Raw genomic sequence first — 15,983 nt, 5'->3', positions numbered from 1 at the left:
CGTCACGATGAGCTGACATCGGCGGGTTTGCGGGCCAGCAAGTAGGCCCGCGGGACTCTCTCGTCCCTCTCGTCACGCTCGCGCAGCATCCGGGCGACTTCGACCAGCCCGTTCCGGCTCAACAACTCGGCGATGCGATCCGGCGGCCGCAAGTAATGATCAAGGCAGATCTGGTGCCCGAACGCCTCCGTCCTGCGTACCTGCTCATCGCCCACCTGGAAGGCCAGCAGCGCGTGGCCGCCGGGAGCCAGCACCCGGTAGAACTCGGCGAACACCGCCGGCAGCCGTTCCTCCGGAATGTGGATGATCGAGTACAGGGCCACGATGCCGCCGAGACCACCGTCCGGCAGGTCCAGCGCCGTCATCGACCCTTCGTCGAAACGCAGTCCCGGATGCGACTGCCGGGCCAGCGCGACCATCCGGGGCGACAGATCGATCCCGAACGCGTCCAGTCCCAGAGCCTGCAGACGGGCCGTCACGTGGCCATGGCCGCAGCCGAGGTCGGCGACCGGCCGGTCATCGGCGGCGCGCACGAGTTCGGCGAAGGCGGCCAGCAGCGCTCGGTCCAGCGGCTTGGTCGCCAGTTCGTCGTGGAAACGTTGAGCGTAGTCGGCGGCCACGGCGTCGTAGGACGCGCGGGTGGTACGCAGGAAGTCCGGTTCGATCACGGTAGAGGACCTTAGACCTACCGGGCCGAGCTGGGCACCGAGATCGCGTGGCTCGCAGGACGATCTCGGCTGAGAGGCAGCGGGCGTATAAACAGCACCAGCTGACGGACCGGGTGAGCGGGCGACGTCCGCATTATGAGACGATCCCAAGAACCTCGAGGATCCGGTAGACGTCGGTGGACGGGTCACGCAGGAGGATGTCACAGCTGGCGGCATGTCCGGCCGCGCCCGGCTCTGATGGTGGGGCGCAGCGCCCGCTCGGGCAGTCGTCCACGAGACGTCGGGCCAGCCGGACCGCATTCGCCTGCCGGCCACACTTGATCAGCTCCTCGAAGTGGCGCGGCTCGAGGAGCTTTTCGAAGTCTTCGAACTCCCTGGTCTTTCGGAGTTTCGCCGGAGTCACCGTACGGTCTCCGCCGAGCCGGCCGGGCGGGCACGACGCGAAGTGGAGCCAGAGCCAGAGCTCGAAGTGCGGATGGGAGAACGCGATGTTGATGTCGTTCTGGCGGGCGAGGCGAAATGCCTCGTAGATGTCGTCGTTCTCATCACGGTCGAACACCGTCCAAAACTGGGTGTTCTTGATCCCTTTGGTGGTCTTCTTGAGCCGGATCGCCTCTCGGACCGCTGGGACAGGCTTATAGCCGTTGAACTGCTGCCCTTCGGTGACCTTGCGCGGGGTGAGCTGGATCTGAAAGTTGTGCTCGGCTCCATAGCGGTGGTTGAGACGATGGAAGTAGCTCCGCTCGGTCTGGCCTTCGCAGACGACGATCAGGACTTTGTTCTTTCTAGGGCCGCCTCGCCCTGGATGCGGAGCCGAGTCTCCACCGGGCGCCCCCCGCTTGGCCATCAGTGGGGCACCTCCATCGCGGGGTCGGCGAGCGGCCCGGCAAGCGTCTCGGCGATCTCCCCGACAGTCAGTGTCGGCACACCGCCATAGGCGCCCGCGAGGTAGTTGCGGTCGAGAGCCTCGCTCTTGCGGGGGCGGGCATCGGTCAGCGGGTAGATCTCGGATATGCCGTCCCGGTTCTTGACGGTGATGCGCACCTGGTCGCGTTCCAGGGGCTGGAAGAGGTGCGTACGACCCAGCAGGCTCGCGTCATGGACCGTGCACACAAGTTGCGCGTTGTTCGGATTGGCCGCCGGGTCCTGGAAAAGCCGCAGGACGTCGGCGGCGAACAGGGGGTGCAGGCTGGTGTCGAGTTCGTCGACGAGGAGGGCCGCCCCGCGGTCGAGGGCAGTGAGAAGTGGCCCGATGAAGGCGAACCACGACCGCGTCCCCATAGACTCCTGCCGTTCATAGCTCAACGGAACAGGACCGTTGGGCCCTTGATGCAGGAGCCGCAGCTCACCGGTCAACGTGTCGATCTCAGTTCCCACGACGCCCAGATCCGCAATCTTGAGCAGTCCGATGATCCGTTCTCGCTGCCGAGGATCGTCGAGCATCTTCCGCGTGAAGCTCTGACGTTCCTCGAAGTCGCGGCCCGGGCTGATCCACCACAGGTTGTGCCTGAACCAGTCATGGATCGGCTTGAGATGGGGCTGGTTGAAGGCCGCCGCGACCGTCAGGAAAAGGGCGTTGGGCCGTGTCTGCGAGACAAGGCTTTCCTTTGGCCCCTTCAGCCCCTCGCCGGGAAAGGCGAACAGATCGTCGGAGTCGGCATCGCGTTCGAACCACACCTGCCTGCGGGCCTGCCCACCTGGGTACGCATGCAGCCATTCGGTCTCGACCTGCTCGTCGGAGACTTCGAAGCCGTAAACGTACCGGTCGCCGTTGAGCACGATGTCCACCTCGAAGAGCGAGGCGTCCGCACGGGCCGCCGGGTCGAGTTCGTAGGGCTCACGGGGAACGCCATCCAGAGTGGACCAGCCATGGACGGAGTTGAGAACGGCCTGCCGCATCCACCGGATGGCATGCAGGACGTTCGACTTGCCGGACGCATTGGAGCCGTAGATCGCCGTCGTAGGCAGGTAGGCCAGCTCGGAGTCCTCCGCGAGACCGGCAGGACGCCGCGCCCCCTGGTTGAACTTGCTGGCGGCCAGCCATACCTCGAACTCATCACGAAATGATCTATGGTTGGCACCTCTGAAGCGAAGCAACATCGCAAGCCTTCAAATCGGGTTTACTGCTCCATCTTAGAGCGATCCATGAAGATTATCTACGTACAAGCCAGGCCGCCGGTACGGCGTTCACTTTGGCGCTCAACAGGCGACGGGCACAGCAGTCACGGATGAGTCATCCGACCAGGCACATACGAGGCCGGGTGCATGGAAGTCCGCATCACCGGAGTGCGCGTAGCAACAGCGTCCGGTTACGGTGAATGAGATCGCGGTCGGCGATGGCCCCAGGCGATGGCTGTTCGGGTGTGGCGACGGCGAGTGGGGCTGAGCTTGGGGTTGCTGAGGTTGGCTGTCTCCGCGTCCGCGATGGCGGTTTGCCTTCGCAGCATCGCGTCCAGAAGTTGTTCGGGGTCAACGGTCCCGTAGCCGTCGCGTAGCTCGCGCAGATGCTGGGCTTGCCGGCTGATCGGCACTCGGCCTTGAGACCGGATGCACCAGGTCCATGTCATATAGCCCAGGTCGTCAAGCCGGTTGCCGGAGCGGCTGGAGGACCAGTCGATGAAGGCCACCGGCAGGCCCTGCTGGAAGCACGGTGGCGCCGACCCGCACCACTTCCCGTGCGTTGTTGCCGCCGGTGAGACGCTCCTCGATCACAGCACCCATGATGCGACACGGCGTCGAGGAAGGCGCTGCTCAGGCGATGCCTGAATCCCACGGCATCCGGCCGATCGCCGAATTGAGCTACGTGCCCCAGGCCCACGGTTCCGCAGGGACCCTGGGAACCTGATGTTGCGACATCAATCGGTACTCCTCGCACGACGTCGGCTTTCTGGCAGTGGATCTCTTCGCCGGTACCCGGGTGCCTGTGCCGCGCATGCTCGGGCAGGGCCGTCACGAGGCGGTGTATGGGGCGGTCCACCAGCAAGCGGCTGGCTTCAACAAGGTGACGAAAGGCGCTGGGGCAACCGGTCGGGTGGGTACCGGGCGGCACACCACCCAGACGGGCAGCGGGTGGGCCTGGGAACCTACGCCGCGCGGTAGCCCTTCGGCTCCTCCGGGATGAGGATCCACATGACGACGTAGACGACCCACAGCGGCCCCGGGATCAGGGACAGGAGCAGCCAGAGGATCCGGACGAGGGTGGGCGGCAGGCCCATCTTGTCGGCGAGACCGCCGCAGACGCCGGCGATGATCCTGTGCTCTCGTGAGCGGTACATGATGTCCTCCGTGAGTTACGACCTATCTGGAAAACGAACAGCCAGGCCGCTGGACTCCCGTCAGGAACCCTGAGAAAACCCTGTAAGGGTCAGCCATTCATGTGCCATGCCCAGATGACGGCTGGTCAGTCCCCTGTTCGGGTCCACGTGGATGAGGAGGAAATCGGCAAGTCCCTGATGCACCCTGAGATAGTCCTCGTCCTCCGCCCACACCTGGTCATCGAACCAGACGAACGGCCGCCGCCCCGCGTACGCCGCCACGTGCGGGGTCTTGAACAGCTCGCCGTGCTCGCTCGGTGGTGTGTCCGGGTTCATGGGGATGACGGGGAGCGCGGGCAGGCCGATCCTGGGGGCGATCCACTCGTTGGCGTGCTGTTCCCAGGTGGTGGCCCAGACCAGCTCGGCGCCGGTCAGCTGGGCCAGGTCGAGGAGCCTGCGGCCGTGCCTGGGGTTGAGGTGGACGGTGTAGACATCGTCGCCGATCGTGCACCGGTAGCGCCGGTAGTCCGGGGTGGGCCGTCCCATGGGGTTGAGCACGCCGTCCACGTCGAGCAGCAGCAGAGGTTTCACATCGCGGCCCCCGCTACGGCTCCGGCCCGGTATTCCTGCGGGCTCACCCCCCGCACCCGTTTGAAGGCCGCGCTGAGGGCGAACGGGCTGCCGTACCCGACCTTCCTGGCCACCGACCCCACCGTGGCGTCGGGCTCGCGCAGCAGGTCGGCGGCCAGTGCCAGGCGCCAGTCGGTGAGGAAGGCCATCGGCGGCTCGCCGACCAGTTCGGTGAAGCGCCTGGCCAGCGACGCCCGGGAGACGCCCACCTCGGCGGCCAGGGCGGCGACCGTCCACGGGTGTGCGGGGTTGTTGTGCAGCATCCGCATGGCCTTGCCGACGATGGGATCGCTCATGGCGCGATACCACGCCGGCGCCTCATACGTGGCGAACCACGCCCGCAGCACCGCGATGAGCAGCAGGTCGAGCAGCCGGTCCAGGACGGCCTCCTGCCCCGGCTCGTCCTTGACGATCTCCGTGCCGAGCAGCGAGATGATCGGGCCGCCCGGCTGGACGAGCAGCGGGGGCAGCGCCTCGAGCAGCCGCCTGCTGACCTCCCCCTGCATGCTGTAGACGCCGGTCAGCAGCACGGTCTCGCCGTCGAGGTCGTTGCCCCACGTCCGCACGCCCAGGTCCATGGCCTGGTAGAGCGACTCGCCGTCGAGCGTGGTGCAGTGCTGGCCGGGGTGGATGACGATCTGCGGCTCGGTGCCGGGATCGTCGGCCACGATGTACGGCTCCGGCCCCCGGTTGATCGCGACGTCGCCCGGCAGCAGGCGTACGGGCTCGCCCTCGTCGAGCACCACCCATGCCTTCCCGCGCACCACAGCCGTCACCGCCAGCGGGGCTTCGTCCTGGATGCGCATCGACCAGGGCGGGTCCAGGATGCAGCGGAGCAGGAAGGCGCCACGAGCCCGCGGGCCGTCGAGCAAAGCCGCGAGCTGATCCATTGCTAGACGATCGCATATGCGATTGGGCTTTTCAACTATGGAGAGTCTTATGGGTATGGCGGCTTACTAGGTACATGACAACTTTGATTCTGGGCGGCACGGGCAAGACCGGCCGCCGCGTGGCCGACCGGCTCACCGCGCTGGGCCTGCCCGTGCGGATCGGATCCCGCTCGTCCGTACCGGCCTTCGCCTGGGAAGACCGCTCCACGTGGCCGCAGGCCCTCGACGGCGTCTCGGCCGTATATGTGTCCTACTACCCCGACCTGGCCTTCCCGGCCGCGTATGACGACGTGAAGGCGTTCACCGAGCTGGCCGTCAAGAGCGGCGTCCGGCGTCTGGTCCTGTTGTCGGGCCGGGGCGAGCCGGAGGCTCAGGCGAGCGAGCGCACCGTGCAGGAGTCCGGCGTGGAGTGGACGATCGTGCGCTGCAGCTGGTTCATGCAGAACTTCACCGAGGGCTTCATCGCCGAGCCGGTGCGCGAGGGGGTCATCGCGTTGCCCGCCCCGGACGTGCCCGAGCCGTTCGTGGACGTGGACGACATCGCCGACGTGGCCGCAGCCGCGCTCAGCGAGGACGGGCACGTGGGCAAGCTGTACGAGCTGACGGGCCCGAGGCTGCTGACGTTCGCACAGGTGGCGGACGAGCTGTCGAAGGCCACCGGCAGGCGGATCCAGTTCGTCCGCGTGCCGGCGGAGGAATACATCGACGGGGCCGTCACGCATGGAGTGCCCCGGGAGGAGGCGGAGGGCCTGTCCCTGCTGTTCACCGAGATCCTCGACGGCCGCAACGCGAGCGTGACCGACGGCGTGCGGCAGGCCCTCGGCCGCCCGGCCCGCGACTTCGCCGACTTCGCCAGGGCCAACGCCCCGGTCTGGGCGCGATGATCGCCAGGGTGGTCAGAGCCGGCCGCGGGATTCGGCCACACGGGTGTCGGGGGTGACGAGGCCGACGAGTATGCGGGCGATCGTGGTCTTCCCCGACCCCGGCTCGCCCACCAGGCCAAGGGAGCCGGAACGCAGCTCGAACGAGACGTCCGCGGCGGCGGCCGTACCGTGGAAGGACTTGCACAGATCGTGTACGGCGAGCATCAGACCTCCAGCAGCCGGCAGGCGGCCGAGTCACCCGATACGGTCACAGGCGAGGGCTGCCACTCCCCACAGACGTCCACAGCATGTGGACAGCGCGGCGTCGCAGTAGGCGACTGCGTATCGCCCAAACGTTCTACTCGAAGGTGCAAACCGATGGTAGCGTTAAGGACACTTAGCGTGAGAGTTGGGTGGTGGTGGGGTGCAGATCGTGCACACGTACCGCTTCGCTCTGGATCCGACAGCACGTCAAACGAGGGCTCTGGCCAGCTGGCACAATCCCCGCACCAGCGAGCGCAGGGGCCAACCAGTGGGCTTCCCCCCGTTTCACCAAGCGCCCAGCGCCCGATCGGTACGGATTACGCCTGGACGAGCGCACGCATGTGGTGTTGCCGGTTCTGAGGCTGATCAAGATGTACGCAAACGGCTGTTGGCGGCGCATAAGCGGCTCGATGCGGCATCCAAACCGGGGGGCGGTGAATGAGTAAACTCACCTCGACCGCGACCTGCACCGCCCATGGCGCCAGTGTGGAGAAAACCGGCGAAGTCGTTCCTCATACGCTCCTGGCGCAGCGGGTGGCATGGTTGACCGGCCTGGCGCGAGACCTCACCGCCCGCGTCGTCACTGACCGATGGAATGCGGCGGAATCGGATGCGCTGACATCCAGGACCGGGCCGGACGGGCGCGCGTTGCCGTCAAGGGATGGATGGCCATCCGGCGGCTGGGCTGGGGTGTGATCCCCGCCTCGGGCGTGTACGTCTGCGATCGGGTGTTGCGGTGTGCGGAGGAGCAGGCCGCTCGTACTTTGCGGATGGCGCTGCACCGACGCCTGCTGGTGGAGGCGATCGTGGCGACGTGGCCGCAGAATCCGCGTGCGCGGACCAGCGCCGAATGGGAGGCGCTACGTAAGCTACTGCCGGACGGGGTGACCTCGGCGGAGATCCGCAACCGGACCGGCAGGTCCGCGCGTATCTCAGCGAGCATGACGTGCTCCCGGCCGATCTCACGGAATTGGAGGAGCCCCCGAAGGTTGCGGCGCAGGTCGTGCTGGCGGCGGCCGACAAGCAACTGGTCAGCCTAGTCCGCGTCGGCAGCTGCGGCGCCCGGTTGCGGGTGCGGCTTCCCCTGGTAGAAGCTCCTGCCTCGAGTAGGGACTGGGCCTGGCACGTGATGCCGGTGGCGTTGCCGCCGACCGTGCCGCCGGAAGCGAAGTTGTGCACCCCGACGTTGCGGGTGAAAAAGGGCCGGGTGCGTGTCGATCTGCCGTTTGAGATCCCGGTCGCGTTCGCGCGCGCGACCGGTCATGTGATCGGGTGCGGATTCGATTGGGGCGTCAACACGCTGCTAACCGGTGCGGCAGCACGTTTGGCCGATGGCCGGGTGATCTGCGACGGGCGGCCGCTGACCTACGACGCCAGCGGTATCTCTGCCAAGCTGCACCGGCTGCGGGCCGAGCGTGAGCACCTGGCCGTCAAGCACCAGCACCTGGAAAGGCTCCCGGCGGGGATCACGTCCGCCGATCCCCGCTTCCCGCAGCTGAGCGCGGCCTGCCAGAGGATCGACGTGGAACACGGGCGTTTGTGCGCGCGCATCCGGAACCTGAACCACGCGCTGGCCTGGTCGGCGGCACGCTGGGCGGTCGACCAGGCCTCCGCGGCTGGGGCGACGGTCATCTATCTGGAAGACCTGGCCACCTTGGAAGCACGCGCACGCCGGGCAAGCGCGAACGCGCGCCTGTCGGGGCATCACCGCGACGGGCACCAGCAACGCCACCGTGGTGCGCACCATGCAGCGGCTGGGCTTCGGCGGCCTGCCGGGGTTGAAGCGGGCGCTCGCGGCCGAGTTCACCTCGGCGGTGGCTCCGGACGTACGCCTGCGGCAGCGCATCAGCCACGTCGGCCAGGACCTGCCGGCCATCTGGGAGCGGGTCTTCGACGAGGCGCGTGAGCGCGTCGACCACTGCCGGCGGCTGCTCAACCCCGAGGCGTTCAAGAAGGCGGTCGAGCTGCTGGTCAACGCTCCGGGGGTGCTCGTGTTCGGCGCGGGCGCGTCAGACCCGGCCGCCCGGCACCTGGCGCTCAAGCTGGGCCGCCGCGGCCACCGGGCCCGCGCCACCGCGGCGACCGGCTTCGCGCTGGCCGACGACCTGCTCTGGCTGGGCCACGGCGAGGTGCTGGTGATCTTCCAGCCGGGCCGCCGGTTGAAGGAGATCACCGTGCTGATCGACCGGGCCCACGCGGTGGGCGCGGGCATCGTGCTGATCTCCGACGAGCTGGGCGGCGAGTTCGCCGAGCGCGTGGACGCGGTCCTGGCCGCTCCTCACACGCCCACGGGCATCACGGCCGAGCCGCTGACCGGCATCATCGTGGCCGACGCCCTGTTGCTGGCGCTCGACTCGCTCGACGAGACGCGCTCGGTCGAGCACTCCCACCAGCTCAACGCGCTACGCGAGCAACTCCTGGGTTCCCGTTTCCGCTAGCCTCACCCTCGTCACTTGCCCGTTCTGAAAGGTGTCGTCGTGATCGGCTGGCTAGAAGCGGTGGTTCTGGGGTTGGTCCAGGGGCTCACGGAGTTCCTGCCGATCTCCTCCAGCGCCCACATCCGGGTGGTCTCCGCTTTCGCCGGCTGGCAGGACCCGGGGGCCGCGTTCACGGCGGTCATCCAGCTCGGCACGGAGACGGCCGTGTTGATCTACTTCCGCAAGGAGATCTGGGAGATCATCTCCACCTGGACCCGCTCGCTGTTCGTCAAGGAGCTACGCAGCCACTGGGCGGCCCGCATGGGCTGGTACGTCATCGTCGGCACGCTCCCCATCGGCGTGCTCGGCCTGGTGCTGAAGGACCAGATCGAGACCGTCTTCCGCGACCTGCGCGTGGTGGGCACCACGCTGATCGTCTTCGCGATCATCCTGTGGTTCGCCGACCACACCGCCCGCAACAAGCTCACGCTGGAAAAGCACCTCAGCTTCACGCACGCCATCGTCTACGGCTTCGCCCAGTCGCTCGCCCTGATCCCCGGCGTGTCCCGCTCGGGCGGCACCGTCACGGCGGGCCTGCTGCTCGACTACCGCCGCGAGGACGCCGCCAAATACTCGTTCCTGCTGGCCATCCCGGCCGTTCTGGCCTCGGGCCTGCTGGAGCTGAGCGAGATCGGCAACGGCCCGGCCCCCGCGTGGGGGCCGACGATCCTGGCCACGATCATCTCGTTCATCGTCGGCTATCTGGCCGTGGCCTGGTTCCTGCGTTACATCAGCACCCACCGGTTCACCGGTTTCGTCATCTACCGGATCGCCCTCGGGTTCTTCGTCATCCTCGCGGTCACCTTGGACTGGATCCCGCCTCTAGGCTGAGACGGGCTCCCGGTCGCGCGCCGGATAGTAGGCCGCCCACGCCTCGTCGCCCATCTTGAGGATCTTCAGACCGGTCCAGCCCAGCCCGATGACGGGCAGGATCCAGAACACCACGGTCAGCGGCCCGTACGGGATCGGGAACGAGGCGACGTAGCCGACGAAGACGAGGAGCGGCACCCACCAGCCGACGAACCCGGCCCGCCACACGGCCACGGTCAGCAGCGGCAGGCCGAGAATCGCGAAGAACATCCACGGCATCTGGAAGCCGATGACGACCCCCGGCAGGTTCATCATCTCGTCGAGGATCTTCTGCGCCTGAGCCGGCGGGTAATGCCGGCCCAGCCACCACTCGACGGGGTCGGCCATCAGCAGGGCGGAGGAGGAGATGTAGCCGACCACCGTCGCCGCGCCCGCGACGTGGCCGAGCCTGGTGGCCTTGCGCCTGGTCAGGTGCACCAGGCCGAGGGCCGCGACGGCCATCAGCAGCCAGCTCCAGTGGTAGAGCGCCGATTGGGCCTGCGCGAGTGCGGGGTTGTCGCCGTAGCTGACCGCCTCCCTGTCGTCGCCCCAGGTGCCTGGGTCGATGAGGACGGCCACGGCCTGGAACAGGGGGGCTGCGATGAGGAGGGTGCCGGCCGCGACGCGGCGGAAGGTCACCTGGTCGTTCAACATGCCGCCGACGGTAGGCGGCACGCGCGCCCGCGGTCGTCCGCCTGTGGAACGACCGGACGTCCCCTGGGAGACGGAGAAGATCAGGCGGCGGGGCGGGCGGTGACGTCGCGTCCGGCCCAGTTGAGCGCGACCTCGCCGCTCGCCAGGAACTCCAGCTCGACCTCGCCTTTCATCCTGGCGAAGAACCTTGTCTCGGACAGGGGCCGCAGCTCGGTCCTGGCCAGCCCGTGCACCTCGGCCATCAGCCGGTCGCCGTCGCGGGTGACGTCCATCGTGGAGGTGCGGCCGGCGTACCGCATGGTGTAGCGGCCCACGTACCGGTCGTAGACGGCCGGGTCCACGGTGACGAAGACGCGCCGGCTCGGCAGCTCGTACGGCTCGCCGCGGGCGATCGCCGCCAGCGCGGTCTCGATCTCGGAGAAGGCGGCGTTCTCGACGTTCGACAGCACGGTCACGAAGAGGTCGTCGCGCCGGTAGTGGGCCGAGACGCTGACGAATCCGATGGTCCCGCCCGCGCTCTCGACGCGGTCCCCGCTGACCGCGCAGCCGTAGCCGTACGCGGTCCCGTCGGCTTGCACGTGCGGCCTCACCAGCTCCGCGAGCGATCCGGGACGCAGCAGGCGGGGCAGCCCGCGGTTCCAGCGGTGCAGGTCCTCGACCGTCGAGTGCAGGGCACCCGCGGCGTCCTGGTTGGAGTTGTCCAGGTACGGGGTGCGGATGACCTCGCCTTCGACGGCCATGTAGCCGTCGGCATGCCCCTTGACCAGCCGCGTCCCGTCGGCCACGCCGGTGCGATCCATGGACGCGGGCGCGAAGACGTGCTCGCGCAGGTAGTCGCCGTACGTCTGGCCGGACAGCCGCTCGATCACCTCGCCCAGCAGTACCCATCCGGAGTTGCTGTAGCTCATCCGCTCGCCCGGCTCGAACAGCGGCGGCCGGTCCTTGAAGCCGTCGATGAGCTGCCGCCGCGTGCGGGGTGTCCCCATGACGCGGGTGAAGCCCTCCGCCGTGACGTAGTCGGGGATGCCGGAGGTGTTGGTCAGCAGGTGGTGCAGCGTGATGTCCGCGCCGCGCGGATAGCCGGGCAGGTGGCGGGCGAGCGGGTCGCCGACGCGGAGCCTGCCCCGCTCCTGGAGCTGCAGGATCGCGATCGCGGTGAACGTCTTGGTCTGCGAGCCGATCCGGAATGCGGTCGCCGGCGAGTTGGGCACGTCGTGCTCGTGGTTGGCACGGCCGTACCCCTTCTTGAAGAGCTGCCGGTCGCCGCGCGCGACCAGCACCGCACCGCTGAACCTGCCCAGCTCCGCGTACGCCCCGACCAGCGCGGCCATCCGGCGCGAGAGGAATGACATCGAATACCTCCATTTTGACTATTCGAGTTTGACTATCAGAGCATGAGGCGCCTGATATGGTCAAGCTTGACTATCCAGCGGAGGTATCGAAGTGTCGTCGACCCGGTTGCTCGTCCTGGGCCTGCTCAACGAGGGGCCGCGGCACGGATACGAGATCAACCAGCTCGTCACGGACGGCGCGCTGGAGCAGTGGACCGACGTGAAGCCGGGGTCCGTCTACCACGCCCTGGCCAAGCTGGAGGCCGAAGGACTGGCGGAGACCCACGCCGAGGAGCGCACCGGCGACCGGCTGCGCCGCGTCTACGCGATCACGCCCGAGGGCCGCCGCACGCTGCGCGACTTGCTCCGCAAGGCCCTGTCCGCGCCCCCGCACTCCACCAGGTCCGACTTCGCCCTGGCGCTGCGCTGGCACGCGCTGCTGGCCTCTGGCGAGGCCCGTGACCTGGTGGCGGCCTCGTCCCGGGCCCTGGAGGCCCGGCGCGCGGTCATCGCCGCCGGGCGCGTGGCGAAGGCGGGGATGTCGCCACTGGCCGACGCCCTCTTCGAGAACGCCGAGGCGCACCTGGCCGCCGACGCGAAACTGCTGGACGACCTCCAGCGCCTGCTGGAGCGGTAGCCACCGGGCTACCTCACGGGCACGCTCTCCCTGGAGGGGGCCGCCGCGCCGCGATAGGTGGCCAGCGTGAACAGCAGCGCGACCAGCCCGAAGGCGGTGGCCAGCACGATCACGCCCGCCCTGCCGTACCAGTCGAGGGCCGCGCCGCCGGACAGCCCGGCCACGAACAGCCCGAGGTACTGCGCGGACGACAGCAGCCCCAGCCCGATCGGCACGTTGTCCGGCACCACCGCGACGGTCCTGAACTGCTGCGCGGGCGCCACCAGCCAGCCGAGCACGCCCCACAGGAAGGCCCACACCAGCGCGACGGGCAGTGCCAGGTTCGCGACGGGGATGAGGGCCAGGAACACCGTGGAGGCGGCCAGGCCGGCCAGGATCATCCTGCGGGGGCCGTACGCGTCGGTCAGGCGCCCGCCGAGCTGGTTGCCGACGATGCCGCCGAGCCCCCATGCCCACAACACGGCGGCCAGCGGCAGATCGAACAGCGACCCGATATAGGTGTACGCGGTGAAGCCGGCCGCGAACATCAGCAACTGCGTGACGAGCACCGCCATCACCCGGCGGTCGGCGAGCGGCGTCAAGCGCTCCTTGAGGCGCCCCGCCGAGGGGATCCTGAGCTCCGGCACGATGGCCGCCACCCCGACGAGCCCGATCACCCCGAGCCCGGTCACCAGCCAGAGCGTGGCCCGCCAGCCGGAGGCCGTGCCCAGCAAGGTGCCGAGCGGCACACCGATCGCCGACGCGACACTCAGCCCACCCATCACCAGCGCCAGCGCGCGCCCACGACGCTCCGGCACGGTCAGCGCGTTCGCCACGCCGGACGCGGTCGGCGTGAACATGGCCGCACCCGCCGCGGCGATGATCCGGGTGGCCAGCATCAGCGGGTACGTCGGCGCGAGCGCGGTCAAGGCGTTCCCGAGCACGAACACGCCCATGGCCAGCAGCAGCAACCGCTTGCGCGGCAGGCGCGCGGTCAGGGCCGCGAGCAGCGGCGACAGCACGGCGTAGGCCAGCGCGAACACCGTCATGAGCTGCCCGGCGGCCGACTGGGAGATCCCCAGGTCCGCCGAGATGGGCGGGAGCAACCCGGCGGTCACGAACATGCCCGTACCGATCGCGAAATTGCCGACAGCCAGCGGGTAGAGCCGTGAACCCATGGAACCCCCAGAAAAAGTTGGACACCCATCAAACTGTCGTATAGTTGGATTGTTGTCAAACCATAAAACGGAGGTAGGGTTTCAGCCATGCGCCTGCTACCGCACCCGGCCACCGAGGACATCGAGCTCACCGAGGTCCTGCGGGCGCTGTCCGACCCCGTCCGGCTGCAGATCGTGGCGCGCCTGGCCGCATGCGGCGAGTTGACGTGCACCGTCGCCGGTGACGACCTCGGGGTGCACAAGTCGACCGCCTCGCACCACTACCGGACGCTGCGTGAGGCGGGCGTGGTCGTCACGAAGCAGGAAGGCAGGCTGAAATACATGAGCCTGCGCCGCGACGACCTGGACCGCCGCTTCCCCGGCCTGCTGGACTCGATCCTGCTGGCGGCCCTCACGACCAGCGCTCCGGCGGCAGCCCCCGCTGATCAGCCGACTGCCCCGTCCGCCTGATCAGCTTCGGAACAGCCCGACTTGCGATGCTTCGCCACTTCCATCACCGGAGCCGCGCAACGAGAGAGCCGATATCGAGAATCAGCTCAAGAAGCCGTGTTGCGCACCGATCGACGTTGAGGCCGCCTTCTCAGTGACTGAGCCTTTTTGTGCCCCAACGGCTTCAGCCTCGCTCTTCTGGACGTACAACCAAACCTCAGCGACAGATCGCAAGTAATGAAAGTTTCACCGGCAGCTGACCGGCCTGTTGACCCCTGACCAGCGGCGACGCCTTCCAACCGATTTGCCGAGCAGAGCCCGTATTGACTCGGGGAAAGCGCTTTCCTAGTGTGGCTTTGGTTTCATCGATGTTTCCATGCTTTGCCCGGGCAGGGACACCGAAGGCGATCTCGTACGCGGCCGTCTTGGCGCTGAAAAAATATGCCAGCGCCGCCGTACCGACACCATTGGAGAAGGATGATGCGCCTGAAATCCGTCCTCGCCTGCGCGGGCCTGTTAGCCGGCGTGTTCGTCGTACTGTCACAACCCGCCGCGCATGCCGCGCCGACGCGGTATGAGGCGGAGAACTCCCCCGCGGTCTGCAGCGGCACTATCGACAGCAACTGGTCCGGGTACTCGGGTAGTGGCTTCTGCAACGGCAACAACGCCACCGGCGCCTTCGCCCAGTTCACCGTCAACGCCGGCGCAGCCGGGACGGCGACGCTAGGCGTCCGGTTCGCCAACGGGGCCACGGGTGCCCGGTCCGCCGACCTGATCGTCAACGGCTCCACCGCCCAAAGCGTCTCGTACGAGGCCACCGGCGCATGGAACACCTGGGTCACCAAGACGCTTACCGTGTCGGTGAACGCGGGGAGCAACACCATCCGGTTCAACCCGACCACCTCGAACGGCCTGCCCAACATCGACTACATCGACGTCGAAGTGGGCGGCACACCACCCCCGCCACCGGGGGGAATCATCGGCTGGGCCACAGAAAGCGGTGGCACGACCGGTGGTGCGGGTGGACCCACGATCACCGTGAGCACCTTCGCCGATTTCCGGACCCAGGCACAGGCCGCAGGGGCCAGGACCATCCTGGTCAACGGCATGCTCAGCGGCTCGGGCACCGTCGAGATCTCGGCCAACAAGACGATCCGGGGCGTCGGCGCGAACTCGGGTGTCTCCGCGACCACCCTCAACATCGAGGACATGCACCCGGCCAATGTGGTCATCCAGAACATGAACATCCGCGGCGTACCCGGTAACGACGCGATCCAGATCGAGAACGCCACCCATGTGTGGATCGACCGCAACACCCTCTCCAGCACCATCGAGAGCGACCCGGACTACTACGACGGCATGCTGGACATCACCCACGGCGCCGACTACATCACTGTGTCGTGGAACATTTTCCGCAATCACTGGAAGAACTCACTGGTCGGCCACTCCGACAGCAACGCCAGTGAAGACCGGAGCCACCTACGGGTCACCTACCACCACAACTGGTTCGACCGGACCTTCGAGCGCAGCCCGCGGGTGCGTTTCGGTGAGACGGTCCACGTGTTCAACAACTACTACTCGAATATCAACAACAACACCTCCTCCTACGCCATCGCCTCGGTTATGGACGCCGGACTGCTCGTCGAAGCCAACGTCTTCGAAAATGTCCAGCAGGCGTGCTGGTCGAGGAGCGGGTACGGGGACTCCGATCCCGGCCGGTTGGTGGCGCGCGACAACTCGCTGACCAACTCCGGGCCGTGTGAAACCAATGGCTCCGTGGCCGCACTCCCGTACGGCTACACCGCGGAGAATGTCGGCACCGTGAAGTCCTCCGTCACGGCGGGTGCGGGCGCCGGCAAGCTGTAACAGCGCCCCCGCGT

At 67.8% G+C, this 15,983-nt stretch carries 16 protein-coding genes; 6 read left to right on the top strand and 10 right to left on the bottom strand.

Translation table 11 applies throughout. The annotated features are described in order from the left end of the window. Positions 1 to 2: 2 nt before the first annotated feature. From ACTMTI_RS25265 to ACTMTI_RS25240, 6 genes are all read right to left on the bottom strand, one after another. Positions 3 to 668, bottom strand: a complete 666-nt coding sequence (locus tag ACTMTI_RS25265) for a class I SAM-dependent DNA methyltransferase (RefSeq protein WP_441122981.1) — start codon at positions 666 to 668, stop codon at positions 3 to 5. 133 nt (positions 669 to 801) lie between these two features. Then, complete coding sequence (locus tag ACTMTI_RS25260; RefSeq protein WP_441122980.1) at positions 802 to 1,515, bottom strand: RloB family protein; 714 nt, start codon at positions 1,513 to 1,515, stop codon at positions 802 to 804. Then, positions 1,515 to 2,768, bottom strand: a complete 1,254-nt coding sequence (locus tag ACTMTI_RS25255) for an AAA family ATPase (RefSeq protein WP_441122979.1) — start codon at positions 2,766 to 2,768, stop codon at positions 1,515 to 1,517. Before ACTMTI_RS25255 ends, ACTMTI_RS25260 begins: the two co-directional genes overlap by 1 nt. Before the next feature lie 983 nt (positions 2,769 to 3,751). Beyond that, positions 3,752 to 3,943, bottom strand: a complete 192-nt coding sequence (locus ACTMTI_RS25250) for a PspC domain-containing protein (protein WP_441122978.1) — start codon at positions 3,941 to 3,943, stop codon at positions 3,752 to 3,754. A 60-nt stretch (positions 3,944 to 4,003) separates the two neighbouring features. Beyond that, entirely contained in the window at positions 4,004 to 4,513 is a 510-nt protein-coding gene (locus tag ACTMTI_RS25245; RefSeq protein WP_441122977.1) for an HAD domain-containing protein, read from the bottom strand. Further along, entirely contained in the window at positions 4,510 to 5,442 is a 933-nt protein-coding gene (locus tag ACTMTI_RS25240; RefSeq protein ID WP_441122976.1) for an AraC family transcriptional regulator, read from the bottom strand. Before ACTMTI_RS25240 ends, ACTMTI_RS25245 begins: the two co-directional genes overlap by 4 nt. Positions 5,443 to 5,516: 74 nt before the next feature. Here ACTMTI_RS25240 and ACTMTI_RS25235 point away from each other — a divergent pair, with 74 nt between their 5' ends. Further along, the gene (locus ACTMTI_RS25235) at positions 5,517 to 6,326 is read left to right on the top strand and encodes an NmrA family NAD(P)-binding protein (RefSeq protein WP_441122975.1); all 810 of its coding nucleotides are present in this window, start codon (positions 5,517 to 5,519) and stop codon (positions 6,324 to 6,326) included. Positions 6,327 to 6,338: 12 nt separating this feature from the next. Here ACTMTI_RS25235 and ACTMTI_RS25230 read toward each other — a convergent pair whose 3' ends face one another. Beyond that, positions 6,339 to 6,530 carry an ATP-binding cassette domain-containing protein gene (locus ACTMTI_RS25230; protein ID WP_441122974.1) on the bottom strand — a complete coding sequence of 64 codons (192 nt, stop codon included), beginning with the start codon at positions 6,528 to 6,530 and terminating at the stop codon, positions 6,339 to 6,341. A 1,772-nt stretch (positions 6,531 to 8,302) separates the two neighbouring features. Between ACTMTI_RS25230 and ACTMTI_RS25225 the strand changes: the two genes are divergently transcribed. Then, entirely contained in the window at positions 8,303 to 9,007 is a 705-nt protein-coding gene (locus ACTMTI_RS25225; RefSeq protein WP_441122973.1) for a MurR/RpiR family transcriptional regulator, read from the top strand. A gap of 39 nt (positions 9,008 to 9,046) precedes the next feature. Continuing rightward, a complete protein-coding gene (locus ACTMTI_RS25220; RefSeq protein WP_441122972.1) occupies positions 9,047 to 9,877 on the top strand; it encodes an undecaprenyl-diphosphate phosphatase in 831 nt (276 codons plus the stop codon). Here ACTMTI_RS25220 and ACTMTI_RS25215 read toward each other — a convergent pair. Both ACTMTI_RS25215 and ACTMTI_RS25210 read right to left on the bottom strand, forming a co-directional pair. Further along, positions 9,869 to 10,549: a hypothetical protein gene (locus ACTMTI_RS25215; RefSeq protein WP_441122971.1), complete on the bottom strand. Its 681-nt coding sequence runs from the start codon at positions 10,547 to 10,549 to the stop codon at positions 9,869 to 9,871. The two genes, ACTMTI_RS25220 and ACTMTI_RS25215, sit on opposite strands and share 9 nt — an antisense overlap. An 80-nt stretch (positions 10,550 to 10,629) precedes the next feature. Further along, on the bottom strand, positions 10,630 to 11,901 hold the full coding sequence (locus ACTMTI_RS25210) for a serine hydrolase (RefSeq protein WP_441122970.1): 1,272 nt from the start codon (positions 11,899 to 11,901) through the stop codon (positions 10,630 to 10,632). 91 nt (positions 11,902 to 11,992) lie between these two features. Between ACTMTI_RS25210 and ACTMTI_RS25205 the strand changes: the two genes are divergently transcribed. Next, positions 11,993 to 12,517 (top strand): helix-turn-helix transcriptional regulator, encoded by a 525-nt coding sequence (locus tag ACTMTI_RS25205; RefSeq protein WP_441122969.1) that lies wholly within the window; start codon positions 11,993 to 11,995, stop codon positions 12,515 to 12,517. Positions 12,518 to 12,525: 8 nt separating this feature from the next. Here the strand turns inward: ACTMTI_RS25205 and ACTMTI_RS25200 are convergent, their stop codons facing one another. Beyond that, the gene (locus tag ACTMTI_RS25200; protein ID WP_441122968.1) at positions 12,526 to 13,674 is read right to left on the bottom strand and encodes an MFS transporter; all 1,149 of its coding nucleotides are present in this window, start codon (positions 13,672 to 13,674) and stop codon (positions 12,526 to 12,528) included. Positions 13,675 to 13,761: 87 nt separating this feature from the next. Here ACTMTI_RS25200 and ACTMTI_RS25195 point away from each other — a divergent pair, with 87 nt between their 5' ends. Further along, positions 13,762 to 14,124 carry an ArsR/SmtB family transcription factor gene (locus tag ACTMTI_RS25195; protein WP_441122967.1) on the top strand — a complete coding sequence of 121 codons (363 nt, stop codon included), beginning with the start codon at positions 13,762 to 13,764 and terminating at the stop codon, positions 14,122 to 14,124. A 456-nt stretch (positions 14,125 to 14,580) separates the two neighbouring features. Continuing rightward, positions 14,581 to 15,969, top strand: a complete 1,389-nt coding sequence (locus ACTMTI_RS25190; RefSeq protein WP_441122966.1) for a pectate lyase family protein — start codon at positions 14,581 to 14,583, stop codon at positions 15,967 to 15,969. The last annotated feature ends 14 nt before the right edge of the window (positions 15,970 to 15,983 follow it).

It is taken from the genome of Nonomuraea sp. H19 (assembly GCF_052068215.1).
In the GTDB taxonomy this organism is placed as follows: domain Bacteria; phylum Actinomycetota; class Actinomycetes; order Streptosporangiales; family Streptosporangiaceae; genus Nonomuraea.
Note: the sequence above shows the minus strand (reverse complement) of the source record. Positions and strands in the feature narration are given on the sequence as shown.

Coding starts and splice junctions, on each gene's coding strand:
- ACTMTI_RS25260 (WP_441122980.1), bottom strand. CDS start 1,515: ATGGCCAAGCGGGGGGCGCCCGGTGGAGACTCGGCTCCGCATCCAGGG.
- ACTMTI_RS25255 (WP_441122979.1), bottom strand. CDS start 2,768: ATGTTGCTTCGCTTCAGAGGTGCCAACCATAGATCATTTCGTGATGAG.
- ACTMTI_RS25250 (WP_441122978.1), bottom strand. CDS start 3,943: ATGTACCGCTCACGAGAGCACAGGATCATCGCCGGCGTCTGCGGCGGT.
- ACTMTI_RS25240 (WP_441122976.1), bottom strand. CDS start 5,442: ATGGATCAGCTCGCGGCTTTGCTCGACGGCCCGCGGGCTCGTGGCGCC.
- ACTMTI_RS25235 (WP_441122975.1), top strand. CDS start 5,517: ATGACAACTTTGATTCTGGGCGGCACGGGCAAGACCGGCCGCCGCGTG.
- ACTMTI_RS25230 (WP_441122974.1), bottom strand. CDS start 6,530: ATGCTCGCCGTACACGATCTGTGCAAGTCCTTCCACGGTACGGCCGCC.
- ACTMTI_RS25215 (WP_441122971.1), bottom strand. CDS start 10,549: ATGTTGAACGACCAGGTGACCTTCCGCCGCGTCGCGGCCGGCACCCTC.
- ACTMTI_RS25210 (WP_441122970.1), bottom strand. CDS start 11,901: ATGTCATTCCTCTCGCGCCGGATGGCCGCGCTGGTCGGGGCGTACGCG.
- ACTMTI_RS25200 (WP_441122968.1), bottom strand. CDS start 13,674: ATGGGTTCACGGCTCTACCCGCTGGCTGTCGGCAATTTCGCGATCGGT.
- ACTMTI_RS25195 (WP_441122967.1), top strand. CDS start 13,762: ATGCGCCTGCTACCGCACCCGGCCACCGAGGACATCGAGCTCACCGAG.
- ACTMTI_RS25190 (WP_441122966.1), top strand. CDS start 14,581: ATGATGCGCCTGAAATCCGTCCTCGCCTGCGCGGGCCTGTTAGCCGGC.